This window comes from Pseudomonas sp. CFBP13509 (assembly GCF_005233485.1).
Classification (GTDB): Bacteria; Pseudomonadota; Gammaproteobacteria; order Pseudomonadales; family Pseudomonadaceae; genus Aquipseudomonas; species Aquipseudomonas marginalis.
This window is the reverse complement of sequence record NZ_QGAA01000008.1, coordinates 208,648-234,564: the sequence shown is the minus strand read 5'-3', so window position 1 is coordinate 234,564 and position 25,917 is coordinate 208,648. Positions and strand designations below refer to the sequence as shown.

The window sequence follows — 25,917 nt, the reverse complement described above, 5'->3', positions numbered from 1 at the left end:
TGTAGAGGCCGTGCCTGCTCCCTGGCTAGGGCGCCGGCACGGTCGTCCATAACGACGGCCAGTCGCCGTAACCGACACCGGTGCAGCGCGGCATGCTATGAAATTCACTGAGCTGGAACGCCTTGCCGTCAAACACCCAGACACCACCGCCGCCACAGTCACCGATGCCACGCTGCTTGTAGAAATAACTCAAGGTGCCGGTGGCTTCGTCATAGCCCACCGAGCCTTGCAGCGCAGCGCCGTCCAACGGCAAGGGCTCAAGCGCCAGCGGCGTTTGCGCATAGGGCGCCTGACGCTGGCGGCTGACCACGTCGAACTCACAGTTGTAGGCCGCGCAGTCGTAACGCACCACCGTCATCGCCTGTTGCGCCGTCAGCGCCCCGGCCTTTGCCTCGGGCTCACCCTCCTCCGGCGTCACGGCCTGCAACGCGGCGGTCACCAGGCCGGCCTGTTCCTGCGCGGTCAACGCCGGCGGCGCAGGGAACTTGCGCAACACCGGTGTCGGCAAACGTGGCGGCACCTCACGGGCCGGCGCTTTTCCGGGGCGTGCCAGGGCCGTCACGTTATCCACCCGCCCCTGCACCGCATCCATCAACAGCAGCGAAGCGCTCAGGCCGCTCAGCGACACATGGGCCTGTTCGTCGCCCGGCAATTGCAGGCGCTGGCCATTGCGCAAACGCTGCAACCAGCGCCGCGCCGCAGCGTCCTCGATCACGCCGTAAGACTGCACCTCGGGATCGCCGCCCTGATCGTCCAGTTCCACATGCAGATCCCGGGTCAGCTCCAGGCCCAGCGGCTGACCGTCCAACAGCAAGGTCGACAGGTCCAGCGCTTCGCCGCGGTGGTCGAAGCGCAAGCGCAGATACCCTTCGGGACCGGCCTGATGCCAGATATGTAAGGTCAGGGAGCTGTAGTCTTCTTCATCGACGCCACTGGGCGCGCTGAGGGCATGGCAATTGCGCAGGTTGTCGCACCCGGTGACCCAATTCTTGATTTCCCGTAGCAGCGGTACGGTTTCAGCGGGCGGTTGAGCGAAGGCATGGGTGGCGGTGCCGGTCAGCAGCAGGGCCAGGAGTACGGGGCGCAGCATGGGGACTCTCCGTGTCGAAAAATGACGCGGATTGTCCCATGTTCACTGTTTAAGACGGTAGTACTCAGGGCCTGGCTTGGCCACGAACACGGGCTGCGTACTTTTCGAGACGCTGTGCGTGACGTTCGGCCTGTTGCTTGAGTGCCTGGCAGTATTCGGGGAGGCAATGCTGGGCATCGGGTGAGTTGACTTCGTCTGCCAGGCGCCGGGCAGCAGCGGCAGTGATCGGAGTACCACGTGGTCGCAATCGGCCTCTGACAACGGCGGCCCTATCGTTTACCAGCGTCGGGTGATTGAGCTTAAGGACCTCGACGGTGGCAACAGCGTCAGGCGTCAGACCTTCTACGTAGCCATCACTGGAGTATCGAAACTGGCGCCCGACATTGGCTGACAGCGGAGAAACGAAGGGCTTTCGGGCCACGTCGTAGTCAGCTTTTTCCACGGCACCATAACCACAAGCCATCTTGGTTTGGCTGGAGGGATAACACGCCACCAAATTGTCGTAGGCGATGCTGTCAGCCTCGTGATGCGTTTGTGCAAGGACATGCTCAATGTGGCAACTGAATTGTGTGCCCTGCCCCTTTATTTGGCATTCGGTCGCAGTGGGCAACCGCCGCAAGGTGTACGCGCATAAATGGAACTGCTCCTTCAAGAGCGCCTGGCGAACGGGCTCGCTCGGAAAGCTGCTTCCCTTGCCGTAGTAAAGGTTATGCGGCGTATTGCGGTTTTCTCTTTTCCATTCAATCAGCGCCCGTGGCTCGGCGCCTTTTTTGATAGACCTCACGCACCGCCCTCTTCTAGCGACCTCAGAGAGTCAATACTGGCTTGGGCTTCAAGGACATCAGGGATTTTGCCGACCTGTTCGCGCAGTTTCGCGAGTTTAGCCTGGGCGGATTCAAGATTGTCGTCGTCGAGGTCACGGTAGATTGTTCTGAGTTGCTGGCTGACGTTTTGGTTTTGGGCCAATTCCCCCATCAGTTCCTCTATGACCTCACCACTTCGAAGGCCCAGTGAGCGCTCCGGATGACCGATATACTTGCCTTCCTTGAGCAGCATCACCGCCTCAGCAGGAAGTTCACCCAATATTTGCGGGGAGTGGGTGGTAATGATGAATTGGCAGTTGGGAAATGTTCGTTCCAACTTGGCGACAACGGTGCGTTGCCAACCTGGATGAAGGTGAAGATCCAACTCGTCAATAAGGACGACACCTTTGCCCTCCAATGGGTCAGGCACTTCGCGATTTAACAATGTAAGTCTTCGAGCCAAATCGCCAACCATTGCCAACAAGCATTTCTCTCCATCCGAAAGCTGCAGGACGTTGAATTCGAGGTTACCTTTGAGAACGGTCATCCTAAGTGTTGGCTTGCGACGTACTCGAATGTCCTTGAATCCTGTGAATATTTCAATTGCTCGCCGAACTGCTGAAAGCTCATGGTCACGGAATCCTGGAAGGTCTCGACTAATTTCATTTTCGAGATCTTCCTGGTTGCGAAACCAGATGAAAAATCTTTTAAAGTCAGCGCCGCCATGACCAAGTGCGTCGTCGTAACCTTCATCGATTGTGTTCACCAAACGCTCACGAACACGTAACGGAACATCTAAAACAGCCCGATGAACGTCGTAATAAACTGCAAGAGGCAACTGAATAGGCTTGTCACCAATGAGCTCGTAGTGAAGGGCATTGATTTCAAAAGACGCAGCCGTCTCTTTCACCAAAGCCAAATCACTACTACGTTCCTTGGGGTGTTTTCCTGATTTTCGGTTAAGTGCTATTGCCCAATCGACATCGTGCTCATCTTGGAACCCGACGACAACCTTCAGTCGTGTGTATTCAGCGCCAGTCTTGATGTCATCTTTTGATATTGCTCTGGACTTCGAAGCCTGATTAACAATCCGCGCCGTCAAATTCGAAAGCGTAATCGCCAACGCATCCAGAATCGAAGACTTGCCCACCCCATTGACGCCCACCAAAGCAACAGTCTTCTTACCCTCGAAGTCGAGCTCCATGTGCTCGATGCCGCGAAAATTGACGAGAGTAAAACGCTTGATCTGCATGATCGGCTTCCAACGTGTCCGGCCAGGTCAGCCAGTCTTAAAAGAATGCACGGATCATAGTAATTATCGACAGCTGTGTCACGGCGCCGAGGGCTGCCTCTCTCAGCCCCGCGCAGCCACACGCCACACCCGCGCAATATCCGCCGCGCGCTCGCGCAGCAAACGCGGCGCCTCGCTGCAGGCCTGCTCCAGGCTTATCGGGCCGCTCGGCAAGGCAAACGCCGCTGCCACGCCATGGGCGTACATCTGCTCGTAGCCGTCGCCCAGGGTGCCGGCGATGACAATCACCGGTACGCCGTGTTGCCGGGCGATGCGGGCCACGCCGAAGGGGGTTTTGCCGCGCAGGGTCTGGGCGTCGAAGCGGCCTTCGCCGGTGATGACCAGGTCGGCGTCGCGTACGGCTTCGTCAAGGCCCACCAGTTCGGCAACGACTTCCACGCCCGCGCGGAACTGCGCGCCGAGGAACGCCTTGGCTGCGAAACCCAGGCCACCGGCGGCGCCGCTGCCGGGCTCGTCGCGCACGTCCTTGGGCAGGACCTTGGCGCAGTGATCGGCGAAGTGGGAGAGGGCGGCGTCCAGTTGTTGCACCTGCCCGGGGCTGGCGCCTTTTTGCGGGCCGAAAATCGCCGAGGCGCCGTGGGGGCCGCACAGTGGGTTGTTCACATCGGCGGCGATTTCAAAGCGTACCTGGGCCAGGCGCGGGTCGAGTTTTTCCAGGTTGATATGCGCCAGCCGTGACAAGGCCAGGCCTCCGGGCGGCAAGGCCTGTTCCGCAGCGTCGAACAGTTGCACGCCCAGGGCTTGCATCGCCCCCGCGCCGCCGTCGTTGGTGGCGCTGCCGCCAATTGCCAGAATGATGCGCTGGGCACCCAGGTCCAGGGCCGCGCGAATCAGCTCGCCGGTGCCGTAGGTGCTGCTGGTGCACGCATCGCGCTGGCCTGGCGCTACCAATTGCAGGCCGCTGGCTTCGGCCATTTCGATAATCGCGGTGTGGCTGTCAGCCAACCAGCCCCAACGTGCTTCAACCGTACCGCCCAGAGGGCCACATACCGCCTGGCGGCGCAATTGGCCGTTACAGGCGGCGAGCACCGCGTCCACCGTGCCTTCACCACCGTCCGCCATCGGGCACTGGATCAGCTGTGCGTCCGGCCAGACCTGCGCCAACCCTGCGGCAATGGCCTGGGCGACGCCCTCGGCACTCAGGCTGTCCTTGAACGAGTCGGGTGCGATGATGATTTTCATGGGCTTTCTCCGGTTTTTATCACGCCCATGCTGCCAGTTGGCACCGCCGCTGACGCCGGTCCGATGCACAAGTACGAGTAAGGTTTGTTGTTCATTCCGACAAAGCCTGGGGCAATAACTGCACGCCGAGGTACAGCGCCAACATCCCATCCAGGGTCAGCGGGTCGACGCCGCTGAGTTCGGCGATGCGCTCCATACGGTAACGCAGGCTGTTGCGGTGAATGCCGAGGGCGTCGGCACAGGCCTGGCTTTGCCCGTCGTGTTCGCACCAACTGCGTAGCGTGGCCAGGAGTTGGCCGTTGCTGTCCTTGGCCAGCACCTTGCGCAAGGGATTGAGCAGTTCGTCGAGGGCATCGTCGTTGCGATGACGCCAGAGCATCACGGGCAGGCGGTAGCGGTTGAGGGTCAACAGCCGCGAGTGCGGCAGTACATCGCGACCGTACGCCAGCAAATCGCCGACCCGGCGATAACACCGGCGCAGCCCCGCCAGCCCATCGGCCTGCCCGCCCACGGCCACACGCAGGATAGTCCAGCCCAGGCCTTCGAGTTTTTCCAACAGGCGCGGATTGTCGACGGGCACGGCGGCAGGCCGGCACCACAACAGGGAAAACTGCGCCGAGCTGACACACCAGCTGTCCGGGTAACGCGACGTCAACCAGGTACTCAAGGCCTCCGCTGATTGCCCCGCGCCCAGTTCGAACAGGTACGGCGTGCGCGCCAGCTGCGGCTTGAGGCCCAATTGCCGGGCTTCATCAATCAGGCGCGGTGAGTCGCCACCGTCGGCCAGCAACAAGGCCAATAGATCGTCGCAGCGCTGGCGTCGCCACTGTTGCTCGACCTGCTGATGCCGGTGGCTGACCAGCATCTCGGCGGTCATGCGCACCAGCTCGGCGTACGTGCGCAAGCCCTCCGGCTCGCCAGTGATGCCCAGCACGCCAATCAAGCGCTGATCGTGCATCAGCGGCAGGTTAATGCCCGGCTGCACGCCCTTGAGGTGCTTGGCGGTCTGCCCGTCGATCTCGACCACGCGACCGTTGGCCAGTACCAGTTGCGCGCCTTCGTGGCGGGTGTTGATGCGCTCGGGTTCGCCGCTGCCGAGGATCAGGCCCTGGCTGTCCATGACGTTGACGTTATAGGGCAGGATCGCCATGGTGCGATTGACGATATCCTGCGCCAGGTCATGATCCAGCTCGAACATGCGGCCATCTCCTTGAAAGGAAGTCCTTGAAAGCGTGGTTGTTCATCGGCACAGCGCAAAGCATGCATCACTGTGCGCAAGCACAAAGACAGCACCCCGCCACGTGGCCGAGACTCGTTGGGCGATCAACGTTACCCTCGCATCGCAAAAAATCATAATAAAGAGAGATTCCCATGTCACAGAGCGCCGCTGTCACACTGGCCACCGATGACGATAAAAACGCCATCTACAAGCGCATTACCCTGCGCCTGATCCCCTTCATTTTCATCTGCTATCTGTTCAACTACCTCGACCGGGTCAACGTTGGCTTTGCCAAATTGCAGATGCTCGATGCGCTGAAATTCAGCGAAACCGTATACGGCCTGGGCGCCGGGATCTTCTTTATCGGCTACGTGCTGTGCGGCGTGCCGAGCAACCTGGCGCTGACCAGGTTCGGTCCACGGCGCTGGATTGCCTTGATGATGATCGTCTGGGGCACACTGTCCACCTGCCTGCTGTTCGTCACCACGCCGACGCATTTCTACACCTTACGCCTGTTTACCGGTGCGGCTGAAGCCGGCTTCTTCCCCGGTGTGGTGCTGTACCTCTCGCAGTGGTTCCCGACGTTCCGCCGTGGGCGGATCATGGCGCTGTTCATGTCGGCGATCCCGGTGTCCGGTTTGCTTGGCAGCCCGTTTTCCGGCTGGATCCTCAACCACTTCGCCGCCGGCCAGGGCGGCCTGGCGGGCTGGCAGTGGATGTTCCTGCTGCAAGGCATCCCGACCGTGATCCTCGGCGCCCTCGCCTACTTCCTGCTCAGCGACAGCTTTGCCCATGCCAAGTGGCTCAAGCCCCACGAGCGCGCCGTGCTGGAAGCCGATCAGGCCACCGACCTGGCCAACAAGCCGAAAACCACCACCGATTCACTCGCCGCAGTGTTCAAGAACCCGGCGATCTGGGCGTTCGGCCTGATCTACTTCTGCATCCAGAGTGGCGTATACGCCATCAACTTCTGGCTGCCGTCGATCATCAAGAACCTGGGCTTCAGCGATAACCTGGTGATCGGCTGGCTCAGTGCGATTCCGTATCTGCTGGCAGCGGTGTTCATGTTGCTGGTGGGCCGCTCGGCGGACTTGCGCAAGGAGCGTCGCTGGCACTTGGTGGTGCCGATGCTGATGGGCGCCATCGGCCTGGTGATCGCGGTGAATTTCGCCACCACCCCGGCCATCGCTATCCTCGGCCTGACCATCGCCACCATGGGCGCCCTCACCGGCCTGCCGATGTTCTGGCCGGTGCCGACCGCCATGCTCAGCGCAGGCGCAGCCGCTGGCGGCCTGGCGCTGATCAACTCCATGGGCCAGATGGCCGGCTTCCTCAGCCCGTATATCGTCGGTTTTGTGAAGGATGCCACCGGGTCCACGGATGTGGCGTTGTACCTGCTGGCGGCGGTGATTGTGGCGGGCAGTGTGCTGGCGTTGCGGATGACGCGGACCTTGAAGGTATAACGCGGTCCATGTGGGAGGGGCGGTGCGACGATTCGACTTGCCCCCTCCCACATTTAGCCTGCGTTTACAGCAGGCCGCCGCCGTCGATATCAATGACAGCGCCGGTCATGTAGCCATTTTCCATGGCCAGCACATACCCCGCCGCCACTTCCTCGGCCTGCCCCACGCGCCCCACCGGCAGCGCGCCACCTGCCTTGGCAAACATCGCCAGGCGCTGGTCCTCGGCCAACCCCGCATACGCCGGGGTATCAATCACGCCGGGACTCACCACGTTGACCCGACGCGGCGCCAGCTCCTTGGCCAACTGCTTGCCCAGGGCTTCAGTGGCGGCGTTGATACCGACTTTGATGAACTGCCCCGGTGCCAATTTGCGCCCCAGTTGCCCGGAGGTCAGGCTGATGCTGCCGTGCTCATCGAGGAAAGGCAGCGCGTGCTGGATCGCCCGCAAGGCGCCCCAGAGTTTCACGTTGAAGTTGTCCTGGGCCTCGCCCAGGTCGGTTTCGGCCAAGGCCTTGGCGCGCACCGCGGGGCCGGAGGTGTACACCAGATGGTCAAACCGCCCGACGGTTTCGAACAACCGTTGCAGGGACGCGGCGTCGGTGACGTCCACTGGTTCGCTGCGCAGGCCGTTATCGCGGCCCGACGATAGGCGCCGCCCCGCCAGCACCACCTGGGCACCGCGTGCGGCTGCGGCCTTGGCCACGGCTGCACCGATGCCGCTGCTGCCGCCGATGACGATGACCGTTTTGCCGTTGAGTGAGGAATTCATGGGGAAGTGTCCTGGGTCAGAAAGTGAGCGTTCATCTTCCCAGCTTGGCAATCAATGAAAAATCCCGGTAAAACGACAGGATCTTTAAGGGATTTTTACAAATGAGCTCAATCCTCGACCTCGAAGTGTTCGCACGCACCGCCGACACCGGCAGCCTGTCTGCCGCCGCACGCGGGCTCGGCCTGACCCCCGCAGCGGCCAGCATTGCCCTCAAGCGCCTGGAAACCCGCTTGGGTACCCGCCTGCTGGCACGCTCCACCCGCAGCATGCGCCTGACCGAAGAAGGCCGGCGCTACCTCGACAGCGTGCGCGAGGCCCTGGCCGCCTTGGCCGAAGGCGAGCAAGCGCTCAAGCAGCAGAGCCAGGGCCTGACCGGCTTGTTGCAGTTGGCCGCGCCCTCGGATTTCGGCCGTAATGTGGTGCTGGGCTGGCTGGATGAGTTCAAGCTGGAACACCCGCACATCCGCCTGCAACTACTGCTCAACGACAGCAATGCCGACCTGTTCCGCGACACCGTCGACATCGCCCTGCGCTTCGGCGTCCCACGGGACTCCAGCCTGGTGGCGCTGCCGGTGGTGCCCGATCACCAACGCCTGCCCTGCGCCAGCCCCGACTACCTGGCGCGCCACGGCACGCCGCGCACCCCGGCGGAGTTGGCGCAGCACAATACGCTGCGGTACATGCGCCAGGGCCGGGCCAACAGCACCTGGTACTTTCGCCAGGGCACTAGGTTGCAGGAAGTCGAAGTGACGGGCGACTACCTGAGCGATGACGGTGAAATTGTGCGGCGCTGGGCGCTGGCTGGCCACGGGATTGCCTACAAAGCCAATCTCGACATCGCCCGGGACCTCAAGGCCGGACGGCTGGTACAACTGCTGCCGGACTGGCAGGGCGAACCCACCCCGTTCAACCTGATGTGCCCGCACCGCCTGCAAGTGTCGGAGCGGGTGAAAGTGCTGCACCGATTTCTGCAAGGGCGTTGCCAGGCCTTGCTGAGTGCATGAAGAAACGCCCGCAGGGCTTGTTCCAGAGCCTGCGACTCTGGTATTGCATAGGTCACGTCTCACAGCTGCAAGGAGCTTTGCATGATTTACCGCACATTGGGCCAGTCCGGTTTGAAGGTCAGCGCCTTGACCCTGGGCACCATGATGTTTGGCGAACAGACCCACACCGAGGACTCGCTGCGCATCATCGACAAGGCCTGGGACCAGGGCATCAATTTTATCGACACGGCGGATGTCTACACCGGCGGGCGCTCCGAGGAAATCGTCGGCGAGGCCATCGCTCGCCATCGTCAGGATTGGGTGGTGGCGTCGAAAGTCGCCATTGGCCCCACCGAGGGCCTGCCCAACCGCAGTGGCCTGAGCCGCAAGCGCATCTTCAACGCGCTGGAAGCCAGCCTCACCCGTCTCGATACCGACTACCTCGACATCTACTACCTGCACCGCGAAGATCACGACACCCCGCTGGAGGTGACGGTATCGGCCATCGGCGACCTGATTCGCCAGGGCAAGATCCGCTACTGGGGCCTGTCCAACTATCGCGGCTGGCGGATTGCCGAGGTGATCCGCGTCGCCGAACGCCTGGGCGTGGACAAACCGGTGATCAGCCAGCCGTTGTACAACATCGTCAACCGCCAGGCTGAAGTCGAACAGATCACCGCCGCTGCCGCGTACGGCCTGGGCGTCGTGCCTTACAGCCCACTGGCGCGCGGCGTGCTCAGCGGCAAGTACGCACCGGACGTGACACCCGAAGCCGGCAGCCGTGCGGCACGCCAGGACAAGCGCATCCTGGAAACCGAATGGCGCGTGGAGTCGTTGCGCATCGCCCAGCAGATCCAGCAATACACCCAGGGCCGTGGCGTGGGCATTGTCGAGTTTGCCATCGCCTGGGTGCTGAACAACGCGGCGGTGAGCTCGGCGATCGTGGGGCCGCGCACCGAGGCGCAGTGGGATGCCTACACCGGCGCGCTGGACGTGAAGATCACGGCTGAGGATGAAGCGTTCATTGATTCGTTGGTAACGCCGGGGCATTCCTCTACGCCGGGGTTCAACGATGTGGGCCATTTTGTCTCGGGCCGAGTGGCGCGCGCATAGCCTGTTTGACCAAGTAAGGGTTGCGGAGCGGCCTTACTGTGGTGAGCGGGCTTGCTGTGGTGAGCGGGCTTGCCCCGCGCTGGGCTGCGCAGCAGCCCTTTAAAGCCGTCGCGTTTTTCCAGGAAAACCTCGTCGCCAGTTATTGGGGCTGCTTCGCAGCCCAGCGCGGGGCAAGCCCGCTCACCACTACTACCACCACCACCACCACCACCACCACCACCACCACCACAACACCCCGACTGCCCCTACCAGGCAGACCCAGACAGCGGCAGCGAGACATTTTCCTGAAAACGCCCCAAAACAGCGCGCCCTTCCCGCTTCAAAAGCACCATAATCCCCCTGTTGAAACTCCCCTACTTGTTTGAAATCGGTTTTCGCGAGGACAGCGTGTCTAAAGGTGTTGTGTTATCGGTGTCGGCCTCGGTGTTGTTTGCCGTGATGTATTACTTCACGTCATTGCTGACGCCATTGAGCGGCCTGGAAATTTTCGGCTGGCGCATGTTGCTGACCGTACCGTGCATGACGGTGTTCATGATCGTCAGCGGCGAATGGCGGCGGGTCTGGGAATTGCTGCGAGTGCTGGCGGCCAAGCCTCGGCTGATCGGCGGTGTGGTGTTGTCGTCGGCGTTGCTGGGCGTGCAGTTGTGGTTGTTCATGTGGGCGCCGCTGAACGGGCGCAGCCTGGATGTATCGGTGGGTTACTTCCTGCTGCCGCTGACCATGGTGCTGACCGGGCGCCTGGTATGGGGCGAACAGTTGTCCTACCTGCAAAAGATCGCGGTGTTTTTTGCCGGCCTCGGGGTACTCAACGAGTTGTTCCAGGCCGGCGGGTTCTCCTGGGCGACGCTGGTGGTGATCATCGGTTACCCGCTGTATTTCATTGCGCGCAGATACCTCAAGACCGACCACCTGGGCGGACTGTGGCTGGACATGGCGCTCATGCTGCCGGTGGCCTGGTGGTTTGTGCAAAGCGGCGAACAGGGCTTTGCGGTGATGGATGCCCACCCCAAGCTGTACGGGTTGATCCCGATGCTGGGCCTGATCAGCGCCTCGGCGCTCGTGAGCTATATCATCGCCAGCCGCCTGCTGGCGTTCAGCCTGTTCGGACTGCTCAGTTATGTCGAGCCGGTGCTGTTGCTGGTGGTGGCGCTGCTGCTGGGTGAAGGCATCAAGGCCGGCGAATGGTTGACCTACATCCCGATCTGGATCGCGGTCATGGTCCTGGTGTTCGAAGGGGTCAAGCACCTGGTGCGTCAGCGCAGGGCTTGAGCGACGAACAGGCGACAGGCCGCAACAGCGCCTGATGGTGCTGAATGGCACCCTCATCGTCCAGGGTGGTGAACTGTACTTGCGTACCGGTCAGGCCCTCGTGAGGCAGCCCGGGCATCGCAATCCGTGCAGTCCCATAGGGCGCGACCATCGGCGGATCTTCGCTGCGATGCTCCACTGCGCGGAGTGTCAGTACCACCCCGGACAAGGTCACGTGATAGGGCGTGGGGTTAAGCACCTCCAACCCCGCCTCGCCTCCACCGCTTACGGACCATTGCAGCGCATGAGCCGCGTCCTGCACCTGCCCCGGCAGTTCGGCGGGCCGGAGGAAAAGCTTGATCCGCGTACGAAAGGCAAATTGCAGGACGTTGGTTTCAGCCGAGGCCTCAACGCTCGGCCTGATTGCCAGCACGTTCAGCCAGTACACCGACTCCCGGTCAGCCATCGGCTTCGGCGTTTGATAATGCATGACCCGCAAGGCGCGTCCGGTGCTTGCATTCATGCGAACGATGGGTGGCGTAATCGTGAACGGCACATCACTGTTTTCGGGCGCCGCCGCCGCATCGCCGTCATCGATCCACGCCTGCACCAGGCGCGGACTGTCAGCCTCGTTGTGCAGGTTGATCACCACCGCGCGCGCGGCGCCCGGATAGATGACACGTGTGCGGTCAATCACGATTTCACCCTGCGCGACGATCGCCTGCAGGCTCATCAGCACGCCAAGGCCCCTGCTCCACAGCGCGATGCTCATCGGTAGCTCATTGTGAAGGACGCCAACCCGTTCGCGCTGCCGGGCCGGATCGATGAGCCCGTCTGGATATAACGTGCGGTCAAAGGAATCTGCACGGTTGCATTGCCGGTTGTGCCGACCAGCCACTGGTTCGGGTTGCCAATGGTCGTGGAGTCAGCGCCGTAACGCACCAGTGTGCTCCCCCGCAGTAATTGCAGTGCGACGCCGCTGGCCACGGAGGTCGGGGTCAGGGACAACACATCGCTGCGATTGGCCGGCGTGGTCTGGTCTGTCACCGTGATAAATACGTCACGCGTAGCGCCGCTGGTGCCGCCCGCACATGACAGTGTGATGTTGCGGGTCACGCTGCCGGCGAAGCTGCCCACCCCGCGAAAGTCGCGTGCAGCCACGGCCGGCATGGGCATTGCAACCGAAGGCGTGGTGACGCTGCAGGTGGGTTTGCGGGGCGCATTGATCGTGATATTGGAGAAGTTCACCGCGTAATAACCGGCGCCGCTGATGGGCGTGCCGGTGATCGTATACCGTGCAAGGTTCCTGGCGGCGATCGTGCCGCCGGTGATGGGGCCCGTGGCTACAAAATAGATACGGGTATCAAGCCCGAGGACGATGGGCCTTGCCCTGATATCTCCAACAATCAGTGTGACACCTGCCGTGTTGATAGGCATGAACGGCCGATTCGGGTCCCTCGCCATCAAGGCAAACCCGACCCCAGGTACATTGGTGGCATGCACTGGCATTGAAAGCCCGTTAGCGGAAAATGTCCGGCCCGTCGGCGGGCTATTGACCAGCGCCAGCCTGGCCTGTGCCCCAAAAGCAATGCCTGTGGTACACCGAAGCGCAGATGCTGGAGGGCTGTCAAAGCGATAGCCGCTGGCGGCCCCTATCACTTGCCCTACCTGTTGCCCGGCCGCAACGGTGATCGGGGGAATAGTAATATTCACCGACGGGCCGGGGGCGCAGATGATCGCTTGAGCTTCCAGCGCCACCATCCATCCTCCCAGCACCACGCTGACAAGCGAAAACCTAGTCATGAAAACAACACCTCTGTCATATCGGATAAGTCATGCATCGCATCAATCATGAATCGGCGCTCGCTCATGGCTGGCCTGCCACCTGGCGAGCCTGGCTCGCCACGCATACCCCTTGCATGAAGTCGGTAGTGACCTGTCGCTGGCCGGCGGTCGCCGGCGGCATGTGATAGTGGATATCGCACTGCTCGGCGATTTTGCTGCCCCACTTGACGGTCAGGCGGCCTTCCTGCGGGATGTCCCGGACGAAGGCTTTACTGGCCTGCCCCACCACACCGACCTCACGCCCTTGCCCATCGAATACCTGTGCGGCAAATGGCAGCGGGCTGCCATTCTCGCGAACGCCCTTGACCACCACTGCCCGGCCGTTGACCGTGTCGAACTTGACCAGCGATACCGCACCCGAGGTCGGTACGACGTTGCGGGTCGATTCCTGAAGCTCCACATCCAGCGACATGCCTTCCGGATCGATCTCCACCGTATTGTTCTGGAACGCCGTCAGATTGGGCACGACGGCGTATCCCTTGCTGTTGACCCGTGTACCGCCGCCGCCGCCAAGCCGAGCGCCTTCGGCTCCCGGCACATGGACCAGCGCCGAGGCTTCGCCCAGGCTTTGCGAGAACGCCACACCGTCGGCGTGCACGACTACCCCGCCGTCGGCGCCGAACGAAAGCTGCGAGCTATCGCGGCTCTGGCCATATCCGGCGCGCAGGTGGGTGGCATCGGTGCGATAACCCGCATAGGTGTTGAACTGGCTGGAGTGTTTGCCTTCACTGGTCGCACGGTGGGCGGAAACACCGTAGTTGACCTCGGCGTTCTCGCCCAGGAAGCCGTTGATGCCCACCTGCTGCTGGCTGCCCCGTGTATCGCCGGTATCCCGGGACAGCGAAGTATTGATCGTCGGCGACCTCGACTCGCTCCCCAGGGGCATCGACAGTGTGAGCATGTAGCGGTTATCGATGCGCCCAGGTTGGCCGATACGCCCGAAGAACACATCGTCACTGAGCTCGCTTTGGGTCAGTTGTCGCGTGTCCTGGACCCTGGAACGTTGTGCCGAAAGGTTCCAGTTGAGCTTGTTCCAGGTCGAGCCGTAGCTGGCGGTGAATGAAACCTGGCGGCCCTCGTTCCCGCCCCAATAGTCGACAGAGCTGCCGTACAGGCTCAAGGTGCCGATGCCCAGTTGCTGGCTGATGGTCAGGTCGAGCCGGCTTTTTTGCCGGGCATAGCCGTTGACATCACCGGAGCGGCTCGCGATCTCACGCACATTCAGGGCATCCGGAAGGTTCAGGTATCCCTCTGTGGAGAATCGATACGCTCCCAGCGCAAAATGCGTACCCGATGCCGGCAGGCTTTTGTTGTAGCCAAGCCCGAGGCTTTGCCCGGTCAGGCGTCCATGCTCTGGCACCGCGGTACGTGAGGTGGCGGTGTCCAGCGAAAACGCGCCGACGGGCGTATTCAACGCAACACCGACCTTTCCCTGCTCATAGCCTTTGGAAAGACTGCCGCCGCCATACACCGTCAGGTCATCGGTCAAGCCGTGTTGCAGAGTGCCTTGAAAGACGCTCGCCCCATTGGCATCGATGCCCTTTTGCTGCACCTCACCCAGGGTGGCGCTGTATTTTGTCGTGTCGGCCCGCAGCAGTTGCGGGGCCACTGAGTACGGCACGACGAAGGTGTTCCGACGCCCGTCGACTTCGGTCACGCTGACGATCAAATCACCGCCGTAACCGGTGGCATGCAGGTCACTGATGACAAAGGGGCCAGGCGCCACCGTGGTCTCATAAATGGTGTAGCCGTTCTGGCTGACCGTGACCGTTGCATTACTGTCGGCGACACCCCGTACCTGCGGTGCATAGCCTTGCTGCGTCTGCGGGCGCATGCGGTCATCGGTGGCCAGGGTCACGCCCCGCAGGCGGACCCCGTCGACGATCTGTCCGTTGCTGAAGGTGTCTCCCAGGGTCAGTTGTGACTGCCAGGGGATGATACTGCGCTGCACATACGTGGACGTGTTCTGATAAGTCTCGAAGCCTGTGCGATTGCTCCAGGCCTGGGCGCCCTGGTGCCGCAAGCGCCAGGCGCCCAGATTGATCCCCGCATTGAGGCCCAGGTAAGTACGACCGTCACCTTCACCGGCGGTGACTGCGCTGGTGCTGAAGTTGTAATTGAGCAACCCTGCGGCAATCCCCTCATCCAGCGACTCGGGGTCGATGTAGCCACGCATGGAACGCTTCATATAGGCCTGCGGTACGCTGGCGGCCAACTCGAGCGCACCCGGGTCGAAGGTGCTGGATGCCATCGGAATCCACTGCCCCAGGTCGCCGCAATACTGGCCGGCTGCGGCAGGGTTGCCGACCTCGCGCCCATGGGCCTCGGTATCGACTTTATCCATCGCGATACCGATCTTTTCCAACACTTCGCGACTCAAGCACGGCTGCGCACCGGCCTTTGCCTGGGCTGCGACGAACTCCACCTCCCTGCGGCCCAATGCCTGGCCGTTGACCACGATATCTACGCGGTACAGGCCGGGGCTCATCGGGTTGCCGGTGTTGAACCGTGACGTGTCGACCGACGACGCCAGGCCACTGGAGAATGCGTTCAGATCAAAGCTCAACTCAGACGCAAGCGCGGCATCGCTTGCCATCACGGCCGCACTCATCAAACCACCCAACATCATCGTGCGAGGCTGGAATGGCAAAATCGGGGCGCAACGATGCACCCTTACCTGGATGTGACTAGGCATAGTTATGACTTCAGTGGACGCTGGGAAATGTACGTTTGCTTGCCATCGTCAACGTTCCGGGGACGCGTTCAGCGGTGCAACACAGCAGGCTGCACCGATGAAAAGCCACCGAAATCGTTGATGTAGGTGAAACTCACCCGCGCATCGGCAGGTATTGCCTTCGCGGCTTTCGGCACCGGTACCTTCAACGTGCCTCCTGGTTCCACCATCCCTTCCGGCAGGATCAGTTTTTTCGCGTCGGGATCAGCGCCCATGAGCAGGGCAATGTCGTTGAAGGTGACGTGATACGCCGACGGGTTATGCACCTGTATCTCGTTGCCCTGGGCGACCCGCGCCAGGGACCAGCGCAACAGCCCGGGCGCCTCCTCGGGTGTTCCGGATAATTGCGCCGGACGAAAAAACACTTTGGTGCGGATACGGAACGCGAACTTGAAGTGGTTCCGCTGGTCGTCTTCAAGCGTGGGATCAAACTCACTGGTCGCACCAGGGACCTCAAGTACATTCAACCAGAACAGCGACTCTCTATCCGCAGGCAGCGGTGCCTTGGTGTAGGACAGGCGCATGGACTGGCTTTTGCCTGAGTCCAGGCGAAATACCGGCGGAGACAGGACGAAAGGCACATCGCTCAGTGACGGCGCTGCCTCTGGGTCACCGGCGTCCAGCCATGCCTGGACCAGGCGGGGTGCATGTTTGTCATCATTGGTCACTCGCAGGGTGACCTCGCGTCGCTGCTCGGGGTAAATCTGTCGCGTACCGTCGATAACCACGCCCGCGTGCGCCATGTGCGAGGCCATCCCCAAGGACAGGCTCATCGCCACGCACATCGCTCGACGACTTAAGATCATCAGTAAATCCTGCATCGGGTAATCCTTGATAACAGTTGTCCTGCGCCCGACCGCCGGGTCGAGCGAGGATCTCAGGCGATGGTCATCTGCGTGGCTGCATCAAGGAAAGGTGACCGAGTACTGCACACTGCTGGTGACATTACCCGCGCCCGCCGCGCCACCGTTGGCGATATAGCGTGCGTAGAACGGCAAGGTCGCCAGGCCATTGGTAACGGTGGCAACGGTCGAGTTGTTGCCGGTGCGCAAGTCCATTGGCGTGGAGGTCGCACCATCGAGGATTTGTACCTCCACCCGCGAGGCCGGCGTTGCCGTGGCCGTGTTACGCAAGTTGCCGGTTGCCGGGTTGATGCCAGGGCTGGTCGGCTCATAACGTACGGCGACCTTGGTACCGTCCGGGCACCCACCCGAGCCGCCAACATAGACAAAGTAGCGCTTGGCGCCGGCCGTATCGCCTGCGGCCTTGAGGGCCGAGGTTTGCACTCGGTCAAGCACTACCGGGAAGTTGGCGCCCGAACCTGGCGAGGCCCCGGTACCGCCACTGATGGTACAGGTGGTGCCACTGACCGAGCCTGTGATGGTGATGGTACCGTCTGCCGCATAAGCGGAGCTGGCGGCAAAGCCGCAAAAGGCCAGCACTGCAGCCGCCAGAGTTTGTTTTGTCATAGTCAGTCTTTCCTTAAAGTTGGGTTCGCGGAATGCACGGTTGCGACACAGGAGAACATCAGCTCTTGCGCCCCCCATGTGTGGAAATCGCGATCAATCGGGTTCCCAGGCCTGGAAAAGGCGTTTGTTTCAAGCTGGTTCTGAATGGGCAGGCAAAAAAAATGCTCCGTACCTTGGGATACGGAGCATGTTCGTCAAGCACCTGGGCAGCCTGCCAGGCCCCACATGGATCAGTCGGCGGTCAACACGCCTCGGCGAACCTGATCGCGCTCGATCGACTCGAACAGCGCCTTGAAGTTGCCCTCGCCAAACCCGTCATCGCCCTTGCGCTGGATGAACTCGAAGAACACCGGGCCCATCAGGGTTTCCGAGAAGATCTGCAGCAACAGGCGCTTGTCGCCTTCGATGGACGAGCCGTCCAGCAGGATGCCCCGCGCCTGCAGTTGATCCACCGGTTCGCCGTGGTTCGGCAGGCGACCTTCGAGCATTTCGTAGTAGGTGTCCGGCGGTGCGGTCATGAAGCGCATGCCGATCTTCTTGAGTGCGTCCCAGGTCTTGACCAGGTCGTCGGTGAGGAACGCCACGTGCTGGATGCCCTCGCCATTGAACTGCATCAGGAACTCTTCGATCTGCCCGGCGCCCTTGGACGACTCTTCGTTCAGCGGGATGCGGATCATGCCGTCCGGGGCGCTCATGGCCTTGGAGGTCAGGCCGGTGTATTCGCCCTTGATATCGAAGTAGCGCGCTTCACGGAAGTTGAACAGTTTCTCGTAGAAGCCGGCCCAGTAGGCCATGCGCCCGCGATAGACGTTGTGGGTCAGGTGGTCGATGACCTTGAGGCCGGCACCTTGGGGGTTGCGCTCGACGCCGTCGAGGTAGACGAAGTCGATGTCATAGATCGAGCTGCCCTCACCAAAACGGTCGATCAGGTACAGCGGCGCGCCGCCGATGCCCTTGATGGCCGGCAGGTTCAGCTCCATCGGGCCGGTTTCGATATGGATGGGCTGGGCACCCAGCTCCAGGGCGCGGTTGTAGGCTTTTTGCGAGTCCTTGACGCGGAACGCCATGCCGCACACCGACGGGCCATGCTCGGCGGCGAAGTAGGAGGCGATGCTGTTGGGCTCGTTGTTGAGGATCAGGTTGATCTCGCCCTGGCGGAACAGCTGGACGTTCTTGGAGCGGTGATTCGCGACTTTGGTGAAGCCCATGATCTCGAAGATCGGCTCCAGGGTGCCCGGGGTCGGCGATGCGAATTCGATAAATTCAAAGCCCATCAGGCCCATTGGGTTTTCATAGTGGTCGGTCATGGCCGGCGCCTCATCATTCTTGTGGGTAGCAATTGGTTATTTGCGAGCAAGGATGAGGTCGGAGGGCGGCGCGCAGGAAAGGCCTCGCACACTGCGGGCGAGGAAGTCACCAAAGATGAGGGGGGAGCCGAGTAGCTTCATGGTTACATCAGTCTCTGACGGCCGAGGCTTGCGTGAGCGCAAGTCCATATTCTTGTATGCGTAAATCGATTCTACACAGCGTAACTGCGTTTGTCCGTACTCTTATCAAATCCCCATTGCCCTGGCCTGTGCAAGGGGTTTGTTGCACAGGTAGATGCCCAGCAGGATGATGGCCCCGCCCGCCAGCATGGGCGCCGTCAGTTGCTCCCCCAGCAGCAAGGCACCGCAGATCACCGCCGTCAGTGGGTTGAGTGCGATAAACACGCCGGAGCGCGTCGCGCCGATACGCCGGATGCCGTCGTAGTAACCGATATACGCCAGCGCCGAGCCCAACACGCCGAGGTAGGCCAGGCTGAGCCACTGGGTGAGTTGCAAGCGGCCGAGCGCTTCTACGCTGACGCTTGCGGTGACAAACGCGGTGCTGATCAACATCAACGTGCCCAGCAGCACCGACCAGGTGACCGTCTGCAATGGCCCCAGGCTTTGGTTGAGCCCACGGGCACACAACGAATAAACGCCCCACCCTGCCACGCAGCCAAGGATCAGCAGGTCGCCGATCCAGGCATCGGCGGTGGCCTGCAGCAACTGCGGGTTACGGCTGACAATGACCGTCCCGGCACCGACCAGGCACAACAGGATCCCCAGCAGCTTGATCCGACTCAGCCGCTCCTTGAATAACAGCCAGCTCGCCAGGCCGATCACCGCCGGGTTCAACGCCACGATCAACGAAGCCCGCGACGCATTGATGTACTGCAACCCATAGAAGAAGCACAGGTTGTAGAAAAAAATCCCGCAGAAGCCCAGCACCGCCAGCTGCGCAAACTGCCGAAGATTCGGGCGTAACAGTCGAATACGCGCGCAGGCCATGAACAGCAACAACGCCAGGCTGGCGAGGATAAAACGCAGGCTGGCGGCCAGCAGCGGATTGAGGTGGTCGGCCAGGAAGCGCCCGGCGACAAAGGTACCGCCCCAGATCATGGTGACGGCGGCGAGTTTGCAATAAGTCAGGTAGTCGGAGGCGGGATGCATGGGGATGGCTCTAGGTAAGGGGAGAATTGGCGTATTCTTCAGCTAATAACTAATCATCGTAAAATGAGCTTTCACTCATGACCCTGACCCAATTGGAAATCTTCTCGCTGGTCGCCGAGCTGCAGGGTTTTACCAGTGCGGCCCACCGCCTGGGCATCAGCCAGTCGGCGGTGTCCCATGCCATCAAGGCCCTGGAGCAGGAACTGGGTGTGGAGCTGTTTCGGCGCCACCAGTCACTGGTAGAACCCAGCGACATCGGCCGGCAATTACTCGGACGTGCCCGTGCCATGCTCGGCCTGGCCAACACCCTGCAACAAGAAGCGGCCGATGCCCGGGGCATGCGGCGCGGTACCTTGCGCATCGGCTCGTTCGGGCCGACCGCGTCGATTCGCCTGCTGCCCACCATCCTCAGCGAGTTTCGCAGCGCCCATCCGGGGATTGAGGTGCATGTGGACGAAGGCCCCGACCGCCAGGTGCTGCAGTGGCTGGATGAGCGACGGATCGATGTGGGCTTTGTGGTGCTGGAACAGGAGCGCTACGACACCTTTACCGTGTTCGAGGACGAGCTGGTGGCGCTGCTGCCGGCAGATCATCCATTGGCTGCGCGGGACACGCTGGCCCTGCAGGACCTGTGCGACGATGCCTTTATCCTGACCGAAGCCGGCTCCTCGGAACTGGTCACCCGCCTGTTCGACGCCAGACAACTGCGACCAAGGATTCGTTACCGCTGTGCACAACTGCTGAGCACCCTGGAAGCGGTCAGCCGTGGCGATGGACTGAGCATCGTCGCCGAAGCGTCGCTGCCCCAGGCACTTGATCCGCGCTATGTGAAGCGACCCCTTTCGCCCCGTGTGCCGCACCAGATCGGCCTGGCGGTGCTGGATCGTCGGCAGTCGTCACCGGCCACCGTGGCCTTTATCGAGATTGCGCAAAGCCTTGTCAGGGCGAGCAAACTCCAAGCGGGCCATCTATCATCGGAACATTCCCCGCCGGCCTGCCGGTAAAGCCCTCCCCCTGCGCAACAGGCCTGAACCCATGCCCCTCACTGTCAAAGGCCCGCGAAGACTTCTCACCCGCTATGCGATCAGCCTGTTGGCGGGTGTGCTGCCGATCCTGCTCGGTGCGGCCATCCTGTATTGGCAAGCCGAACGCACCCTCGAACAAAGCACCGCGCAAACCGCCCAGGAAGCCGTACGTCAATTCGACCTGATGCTCGACAATACCGCCCTCGCCGCCCAGGCCTTGCTGCCCCTGGCCGGACAGCCGTGTGACAGTGGCGCGCAACTGGCGCTGCGTGAACAGGTCACGCGCCGGCCGTTTGTGCGGGCGACGACCTTGTCCTGGCAGAAAAACATTTATTGCAGCTCCCTGTTCGGCAGCAACTACGAGTCACCGGTAAACCCGGATGACTACGTCGATGGCCGCCTGTGGCTGATGAACGGCAACCCGGTTACGCCGGATACCGCGCTGCTGGTCTACCGCCTGGTCGACGGCGACAAAGCGGCGTTTGCCTCCATCGACGGCTATCACCTGACCAACGCCCTGCGCCTGATCAGCCGCTATGCGCAGCTTGTGCTGCACGTCGGCCCTCACTGGCTCGGCGCCGATGGCAACGTGCACGACACTGCAGTCCCGGTATTTGCCGTGGCCCATCATCACCTGGCGTCCGAGCGTTATCGCTACAGCGTCGACGCCGGCATGCCGGCCGGTGAAGTGTGGCGCTATATGCAGGCACGTTACCCGGCGCTGTTCAGCCTGGTGGTGTTCTTTGGCGTCCTCGCGGGCCTGCTTGCGCACTGGCTGCAAAAGCGCTCCTCGGCGCCCACCCATGAGCTGCAACGGGCGCTGGGGGCCAATGAGTTCATCCCGTACTTCCAGCCGGTGGTGCGCGGTGACACCCGCGAATGGGCCGGCTGCGAAGTGCTGATGCGCTGGCAGCACCCCAAGGAAGGCCTGGTCCGGCCCGATCTGTTTATCCCGCTGGCCGAACATTCCGGCCTGATAGTGCCAATGACCCGTGCCCTGCTGCGCCAGACCGCCACCCAACTGGCGCCCCATGCGACGCAGTTCAGCCCGGGCTTCCATATCGGCGTGAATATCACCGCGCGCCATTGCCACGACCTTGCACTGGTGGAGGATTGCCGTGAATTTCTCGCCGCCTTTGCGCCGGGCCAGGTGACCTTGGTGCTGGAGCTGACCGAGCGCGAGTTGATCGAGCCCACGGATATTACCCGTCGACTGTTCGACGCCTTGCATCAACTGGGCGTGATGATTGCCATCGATGACTTTGGTACCGGTCACTCCAGCCTGGGTTATTTACGTAACTTCAATGTGGACTACTTGAAGATCGACCAGAGTTTTGTCGCCATGATCGGTGCCGATGCACTATCGCGGCATATTCTGGACAGCATCATCGAATTGTCCGGCAAGCTGGACCTGGGCATCGTTGCCGAGGGTGTAGAGACTGCCGAGCAGTGCGAATACCTGGCCGCTCATGGTGTGGATTTCCTGCAGGGTTACCTGTTTGGAAGGCCTTTACCCTGCGATGATTTCATTAAAAACCTGGCCAGCCATTCAATAGGCACGCACTAGCGGCGTTGAAATAATGTTAATACGACAAAAGACGTGATTTACTCGTGGCGGATTAACTACTACAATTTTTCTTGCCTGTGCAGAACTCGCAGGACGACTTCTTCTGTGAGTCGCCTTAACGCTATTGGCTTATAGCTTTGTCTGTAGTTGACATCAGCCAAATACACTATTGGAGTACAGATTTTGTCCAGACTCGCCGAATTTCGCGCAGCAGAAAAAGCCCTTCAAGAGCAGCTCGCCCAGCTGGAGTCCCTGAAGAACGACGCCGGCCTGAAGAAAGAAATCGAATTCGAAGAAAAGCTTCAAGGACTGATGAAAACCTACGGCAAAGGCCTGCGCGACATTATCCTGATCCTTGATCCAAACCCGGGCAAGACCAGCGCTGCCGCCGCCAGCGCACCCAAACAGCGCCGTGCGCGCGTGGTCAAGGTTTACCACAACCCGCACACTGGCGAACTGATCGAAACCAAGGGCGGTAACCACCGTGGCCTCAAGGCCTGGAAAGAACAGTATGGCGCGGCCACTGTAGACTCCTGGCTTCGCGGCTGATCGCAGCGCACTAACAAAGAGCCCCGCACATGCGGGGCTTTTTTATTCAAGGGTTCGAAACCGAACTTAAATAACATTTCACCTTGTTGAGAATCGACGGGCGAAACCCACTTAAAGTTTGAGGCTGGCGCGCACCGAACTGACTTCATCCTTGCTGGCTTCGTAGGCATCGGCTTGACCCGCGTATGAAAAAACATACGCTTTATCGGTATCTACAGCCCCCACCAATGTTTGCGAAAGGACGTGCCGTCCATTCTCGGTAATCACACAGGTAGTTTCCACGGCCTCAAGGCGACTCAGTGTTGTCGAGTGCATCTTGCTGCATACACTTTGATAACCGCCCTGGGCAAAATCTTTCTGGATGGACTTGCGCATCTCCAGCAATACGCCCTGAAGATTAACGTTATGCCCGGCCTCGATCGGCGTCCCCGTCAACTCCATCACCATCAATGTGTTGCCATTTTCGTCGTTCTTGATCGCACGCTGCCGCGAGACCGGCTGCCGCGTGGCCGGCGCGTCGCCGTCGGGCACCACCTCTTCTACCTGCCAGCCGCTGGGCCAGTGAATTTCCGGGTCGCCCGCCCACACCCAGGGGCTGGCCAACAGCAAACACAGAGCGCTCAACAGCGGTATACGACATTCGATCATTGCAAAAGACACCCAAGGTTCAAGCGACAAAGTGTGAGCCCCGCCACCGGCCGGTCGCAAGACCTGCGCGCGCTTTTTCATTTGGCGCAGCAAGCGGGCCTTGCGTATCATGGCCCGGCTGCACGGACGCCAGCCGCAAGCCAAGGGAACGCTCCTCTTACCTGGAGCCGCGTTTGCCCCATTTTTTTCTGGAGGGCCCATGAGCCTGCACGAACTGAACACCTTCCCGGGCGTCACCGCCCAACCTGACACCGCCACCTCGAACTTCGTGTTCAACCACACCATGCTGCGGGTCAAGGACATCACCAAGTCCCTGGACTTCTACACCCGCGTCCTGGGTTTTTCCCTGGTTGAAAAGCGCGACTTCCCGGAAGCCGAATTCAGCCTGTACTTCCTGGCCCTGGTGGACAAATCCCAGATCCCGGCCGACGCCGCCGCGCGTACCCAATGGATGAAGTCGATCCCGGGCATCCTGGAACTGACCCACAACCACGGCACCGAAAACGATGCCGACTTCGCCTACCACAACGGCAACACCGATCCACGGGGCTTCGGCCATATCTGCATCTCGGTGCCCGATATTGTCGCCGCATGCGAACGCTTCGAAGCATTGGGCTGCGATTTCCAGAAACGCCTGACCGATGGCCGCATGAAAAGCCTGGCGTTCATCAAGGACCCGGATGGGTACTGGGTCGAGATCATCCAGCCAGCGCCGCTGTAAGTTTCAACACACAACAAAAAACCCCATGATCACTCATGGGGTTTTTCGTTTCCTGACCTGGGCTTACGCCGGAGCGGAGGTACGGATCAGGTGATCGAAAGCACTCAGGGAAGCCTTGGCGCCCTCGCCTACCGCAATCACGATCTGCTTGTACGGTACGGTCGTCACGTCACCGGCGGCGAACACACCTGGCAGTGAAGTCTCGCCACGGGCATCGACAATGATTTCGCCACGCGGGGTCAATTCCACAGTGCCTTTAAGCCAGTCGGTATTGGGCAGCAAGCCTATCTGTACAAAGATGCCTTCCAGGTCGATGGTCTTGAACTCGCCAGTATCGCGATCCTTGTAGGCCAGGCCGGTGACCTTCTGGCCATCGCCTTTGACTTCACTGGTCAGCGCGCTGGTGATCACGTCAACGTTAGGCAGGCTGTACAGCTTGCGCTGCAATACCGCGTCGGCGCGTAATTTGCTGTCGAACTCCAGCAAGGTCACGTGGTTGACGATCCCGGCCAAGTCGATGGCCGCTTCAACGCCGGAGTTACCGCCGCCGATCACCGCCACACGCTTGCCCTTGAATAGCGGACCATCGCAGTGCGGGCAGAAGCACACGCCCTTGGCCTTGTATTCCTGCTCGCCCGGTACACCCATTTCGCGCCAGCGGGCGCCGGTGGCCAGGATCACGGTCTTGGACTTGAGGGTCGCACCGCTTTCAAAGCGAATTTCGTGCAGATCACCGGCATTCTTCGCCGGCACCAGGCTGCTGGCGCGCTGCAGGTTCATGATGTCCACGTCGTACTGACGCACGTGGGCTTCCAGGGCGCTGGCCAGTTTCGGCCCTTCGGTTTCCTGTACCGAGATAAAGTTCTCGATGGACATGGTGTCCAGCACCTGGCCACCAAAGCGTTCGGCGGCAACACCGGTGCGAATACCTTTACGTGCGGCGTAGATGGCAGCTGCGGAACCGGCTGGGCCACCGCCGACGACCAGCACATCAAAGGCCTCCTTGGCGCTGATTTTCTCGGCGGCTTTTTCAATGCCGCTGGTGTCGAGCTTGGCGAGGATTTCTTCCAGGCCCATGCGGCCCTGGCCGAAGTTCACGCCGTTCAAGTAGACGCTCGGCACCGCCATGATCTGACGCTCGTCGACTTCAGCCTGGAACAGCGCGCCGTCGATGGCGACGTGGCGAATGTTCGGGTTGAGCACGGCCATCAGGTTCAGCGCCTGGACCACGTCCGGGCAGTTCTGGCAGGACAGCGAGAAGTAAGTCTCGAAACTGAACTCGCCTTTAAGCGCGCGGATCTGTTCGATGACTTCGACACTGGCCTTCGACGGGTGGCCACCGACTTGCAGCAGGGCCAGCACCAACGAAGTGAATTCATGGCCCATGGGGATGCCGGCGAAACGCAGGCTGATCTCGGCACCCGGGCGGTTGATGGAGAACGATGGCTTACGCGCATCATCGCCATCGGTCTTCAGGGTAATCAGCGTGGTGAGGCTGGCTACGTCCTGCAGAAGGGCAAGCATTTCCTGGGATTTCGCGCCGTCGTCGAGGGAGGCGACGATCTCGATCGGCTGGGTGACCCGTTCCAGGTATGACTTCAACTGAGCTTTAAGATTGGCGTCCAACATACGGGCGATTTCCTATTAATTCGGTTTATTGCAGACAAAAAAACGCCCGAGCGACTATCGCCCGGGCGTTT

The 25,917-nt window shown here is 61.1% G+C and carries 23 protein-coding genes; 8 read left to right on the top strand and 15 right to left on the bottom strand.

Going from position 1 to position 25,917, the window contains the following annotated elements:
• Positions 1-25 precede the first annotated feature (25 nt).
• From PspCFBP13509_RS15810 to PspCFBP13509_RS15790, 5 genes are all read right to left on the bottom strand, one after another.
• The gene (locus PspCFBP13509_RS15810; RefSeq protein WP_137212307.1) at positions 26-1,090 is read right to left on the bottom strand and encodes a DUF1176 domain-containing protein; all 1,065 of its coding nucleotides are present in this window, start codon (positions 1,088-1,090) and stop codon (positions 26-28) included.
• 64 nt (positions 1,091-1,154) lie between these two features.
• On the bottom strand, positions 1,155-1,874 hold the full coding sequence (locus tag PspCFBP13509_RS15805) for a hypothetical protein (protein WP_137212306.1): 720 nt from the start codon (positions 1,872-1,874) through the stop codon (positions 1,155-1,157).
• Complete coding sequence (locus PspCFBP13509_RS15800; protein WP_065927500.1) at positions 1,871-3,145, bottom strand: AAA family ATPase; 1,275 nt, start codon at positions 3,143-3,145, stop codon at positions 1,871-1,873. Before PspCFBP13509_RS15800 ends, PspCFBP13509_RS15805 begins: the two co-directional genes overlap by 4 nt.
• 102 nt (positions 3,146-3,247) lie before the next feature.
• Entirely contained in the window at positions 3,248-4,387 is a 1,140-nt protein-coding gene (locus PspCFBP13509_RS15795) for a glycerate kinase (RefSeq protein ID WP_137212305.1), read from the bottom strand.
• A gap of 91 nt (positions 4,388-4,478) precedes the next feature.
• Positions 4,479-5,585: a sugar diacid recognition domain-containing protein gene (locus PspCFBP13509_RS15790; protein ID WP_065946969.1), complete on the bottom strand. Its 1,107-nt coding sequence runs from the start codon at positions 5,583-5,585 to the stop codon at positions 4,479-4,481.
• A gap of 173 nt (positions 5,586-5,758) precedes the next feature.
• Here PspCFBP13509_RS15790 and PspCFBP13509_RS15785 point away from each other — a divergent pair, with 173 nt between their 5' ends.
• Positions 5,759-7,069: an MFS transporter gene (locus tag PspCFBP13509_RS15785; protein WP_065927497.1), complete on the top strand. Its 1,311-nt coding sequence runs from the start codon at positions 5,759-5,761 to the stop codon at positions 7,067-7,069.
• A 64-nt stretch (positions 7,070-7,133) separates the two neighbouring features.
• Here the strand turns inward: PspCFBP13509_RS15785 and PspCFBP13509_RS15780 are convergent, their stop codons facing one another.
• On the bottom strand, positions 7,134-7,838 hold the full coding sequence (locus PspCFBP13509_RS15780) for an SDR family oxidoreductase (RefSeq protein WP_065927496.1): 705 nt from the start codon (positions 7,836-7,838) through the stop codon (positions 7,134-7,136).
• A gap of 101 nt (positions 7,839-7,939) precedes the next feature.
• On the opposite strand from PspCFBP13509_RS15780, the gene PspCFBP13509_RS15775 reads away from it, so the two are divergent.
• From PspCFBP13509_RS15775 to rarD, 3 genes are all read left to right on the top strand, one after another.
• Positions 7,940-8,842, top strand: a complete 903-nt coding sequence (locus PspCFBP13509_RS15775) for a LysR family transcriptional regulator (protein ID WP_065927495.1) — start codon at positions 7,940-7,942, stop codon at positions 8,840-8,842.
• Positions 8,843-8,923: 81 nt separating this feature from the next.
• Positions 8,924-9,934, top strand: a complete 1,011-nt coding sequence (locus tag PspCFBP13509_RS15770; protein WP_065927494.1) for an aldo/keto reductase — start codon at positions 8,924-8,926, stop codon at positions 9,932-9,934.
• 387 nt (positions 9,935-10,321) lie between these two features.
• A complete protein-coding gene (gene rarD / locus PspCFBP13509_RS15765; RefSeq protein ID WP_065927790.1) occupies positions 10,322-11,203 on the top strand; it encodes an EamA family transporter RarD in 882 nt (293 codons plus the stop codon).
• Here rarD and PspCFBP13509_RS15760 read toward each other — a convergent pair.
• The 7 genes from PspCFBP13509_RS15760 to PspCFBP13509_RS15730 form a co-directional block, all read right to left on the bottom strand.
• On the bottom strand, positions 11,172-11,954 hold the full coding sequence (locus PspCFBP13509_RS15760; protein ID WP_137212304.1) for a fimbrial biogenesis chaperone: 783 nt from the start codon (positions 11,952-11,954) through the stop codon (positions 11,172-11,174). The genes rarD and PspCFBP13509_RS15760 overlap by 32 nt on opposite strands.
• Positions 11,951-12,985: a fimbrial protein gene (locus tag PspCFBP13509_RS15755; RefSeq protein ID WP_137212303.1), complete on the bottom strand. Its 1,035-nt coding sequence runs from the start codon at positions 12,983-12,985 to the stop codon at positions 11,951-11,953. Before PspCFBP13509_RS15755 ends, PspCFBP13509_RS15760 begins: the two co-directional genes overlap by 4 nt.
• Before the next feature lie 64 nt (positions 12,986-13,049).
• Positions 13,050-15,623, bottom strand: coding sequence for a fimbria/pilus outer membrane usher protein (locus tag PspCFBP13509_RS15750; RefSeq protein WP_242001073.1), 2,574 nt, complete (start codon positions 15,621-15,623; stop codon positions 13,050-13,052).
• Positions 15,624-15,790: 167 nt separating this feature from the next.
• The gene (locus PspCFBP13509_RS15745) at positions 15,791-16,582 is read right to left on the bottom strand and encodes a fimbrial biogenesis chaperone (protein ID WP_235865589.1); all 792 of its coding nucleotides are present in this window, start codon (positions 16,580-16,582) and stop codon (positions 15,791-15,793) included.
• An 84-nt stretch (positions 16,583-16,666) separates the two neighbouring features.
• Positions 16,667-17,230: a fimbrial protein gene (locus PspCFBP13509_RS15740; protein ID WP_065927492.1), complete on the bottom strand. Its 564-nt coding sequence runs from the start codon at positions 17,228-17,230 to the stop codon at positions 16,667-16,669.
• Positions 17,231-17,460: 230 nt separating this feature from the next.
• Positions 17,461-18,537, bottom strand: a complete 1,077-nt coding sequence (hppD, locus tag PspCFBP13509_RS15735) for a 4-hydroxyphenylpyruvate dioxygenase (protein WP_027606579.1) — start codon at positions 18,535-18,537, stop codon at positions 17,461-17,463.
• Between the two features lie 246 nt (positions 18,538-18,783).
• Positions 18,784-19,707, bottom strand: coding sequence for a DMT family transporter (locus PspCFBP13509_RS15730; RefSeq protein WP_074846823.1), 924 nt, complete (start codon positions 19,705-19,707; stop codon positions 18,784-18,786).
• A 77-nt stretch (positions 19,708-19,784) separates the two neighbouring features.
• On the opposite strand from PspCFBP13509_RS15730, the gene PspCFBP13509_RS15725 reads away from it, so the two are divergent.
• The 3 genes from PspCFBP13509_RS15725 to PspCFBP13509_RS15715 all read left to right on the top strand — a co-directional run bounded on the left by PspCFBP13509_RS15725 (position 19,785) and on the right by PspCFBP13509_RS15715 (position 22,848).
• A complete protein-coding gene (locus PspCFBP13509_RS15725; RefSeq protein ID WP_137212301.1) occupies positions 19,785-20,711 on the top strand; it encodes a LysR family transcriptional regulator in 927 nt (308 codons plus the stop codon).
• Between the two features lie 31 nt (positions 20,712-20,742).
• Entirely contained in the window at positions 20,743-22,299 is a 1,557-nt protein-coding gene (locus tag PspCFBP13509_RS15720) for an EAL domain-containing protein (protein WP_137212300.1), read from the top strand.
• A 183-nt stretch (positions 22,300-22,482) separates the two neighbouring features.
• Positions 22,483-22,848 carry a histone-like nucleoid-structuring protein, MvaT/MvaU family gene (locus PspCFBP13509_RS15715; RefSeq protein WP_027606583.1) on the top strand — a complete coding sequence of 122 codons (366 nt, stop codon included), beginning with the start codon at positions 22,483-22,485 and terminating at the stop codon, positions 22,846-22,848.
• Between the two features lie 111 nt (positions 22,849-22,959).
• Here PspCFBP13509_RS15715 and PspCFBP13509_RS15710 read toward each other — a convergent pair whose 3' ends face one another.
• A complete protein-coding gene (locus PspCFBP13509_RS15710) occupies positions 22,960-23,496 on the bottom strand; it encodes a DUF4946 domain-containing protein (RefSeq protein ID WP_065927786.1) in 537 nt (178 codons plus the stop codon).
• A gap of 199 nt (positions 23,497-23,695) precedes the next feature.
• Here PspCFBP13509_RS15710 and gloA point away from each other — a divergent pair, with 199 nt between their 5' ends.
• A complete protein-coding gene (gene gloA / locus PspCFBP13509_RS15705) occupies positions 23,696-24,217 on the top strand; it encodes a lactoylglutathione lyase (protein WP_115487281.1) in 522 nt (173 codons plus the stop codon).
• Between the two features lie 63 nt (positions 24,218-24,280).
• Here the strand turns inward: gloA and ahpF are convergent, their stop codons facing one another.
• Positions 24,281-25,846, bottom strand: coding sequence for an alkyl hydroperoxide reductase subunit F (gene ahpF, locus PspCFBP13509_RS15700; RefSeq protein ID WP_137212299.1), 1,566 nt, complete (start codon positions 25,844-25,846; stop codon positions 24,281-24,283).
• Positions 25,847-25,917 lie beyond the last annotated feature (71 nt).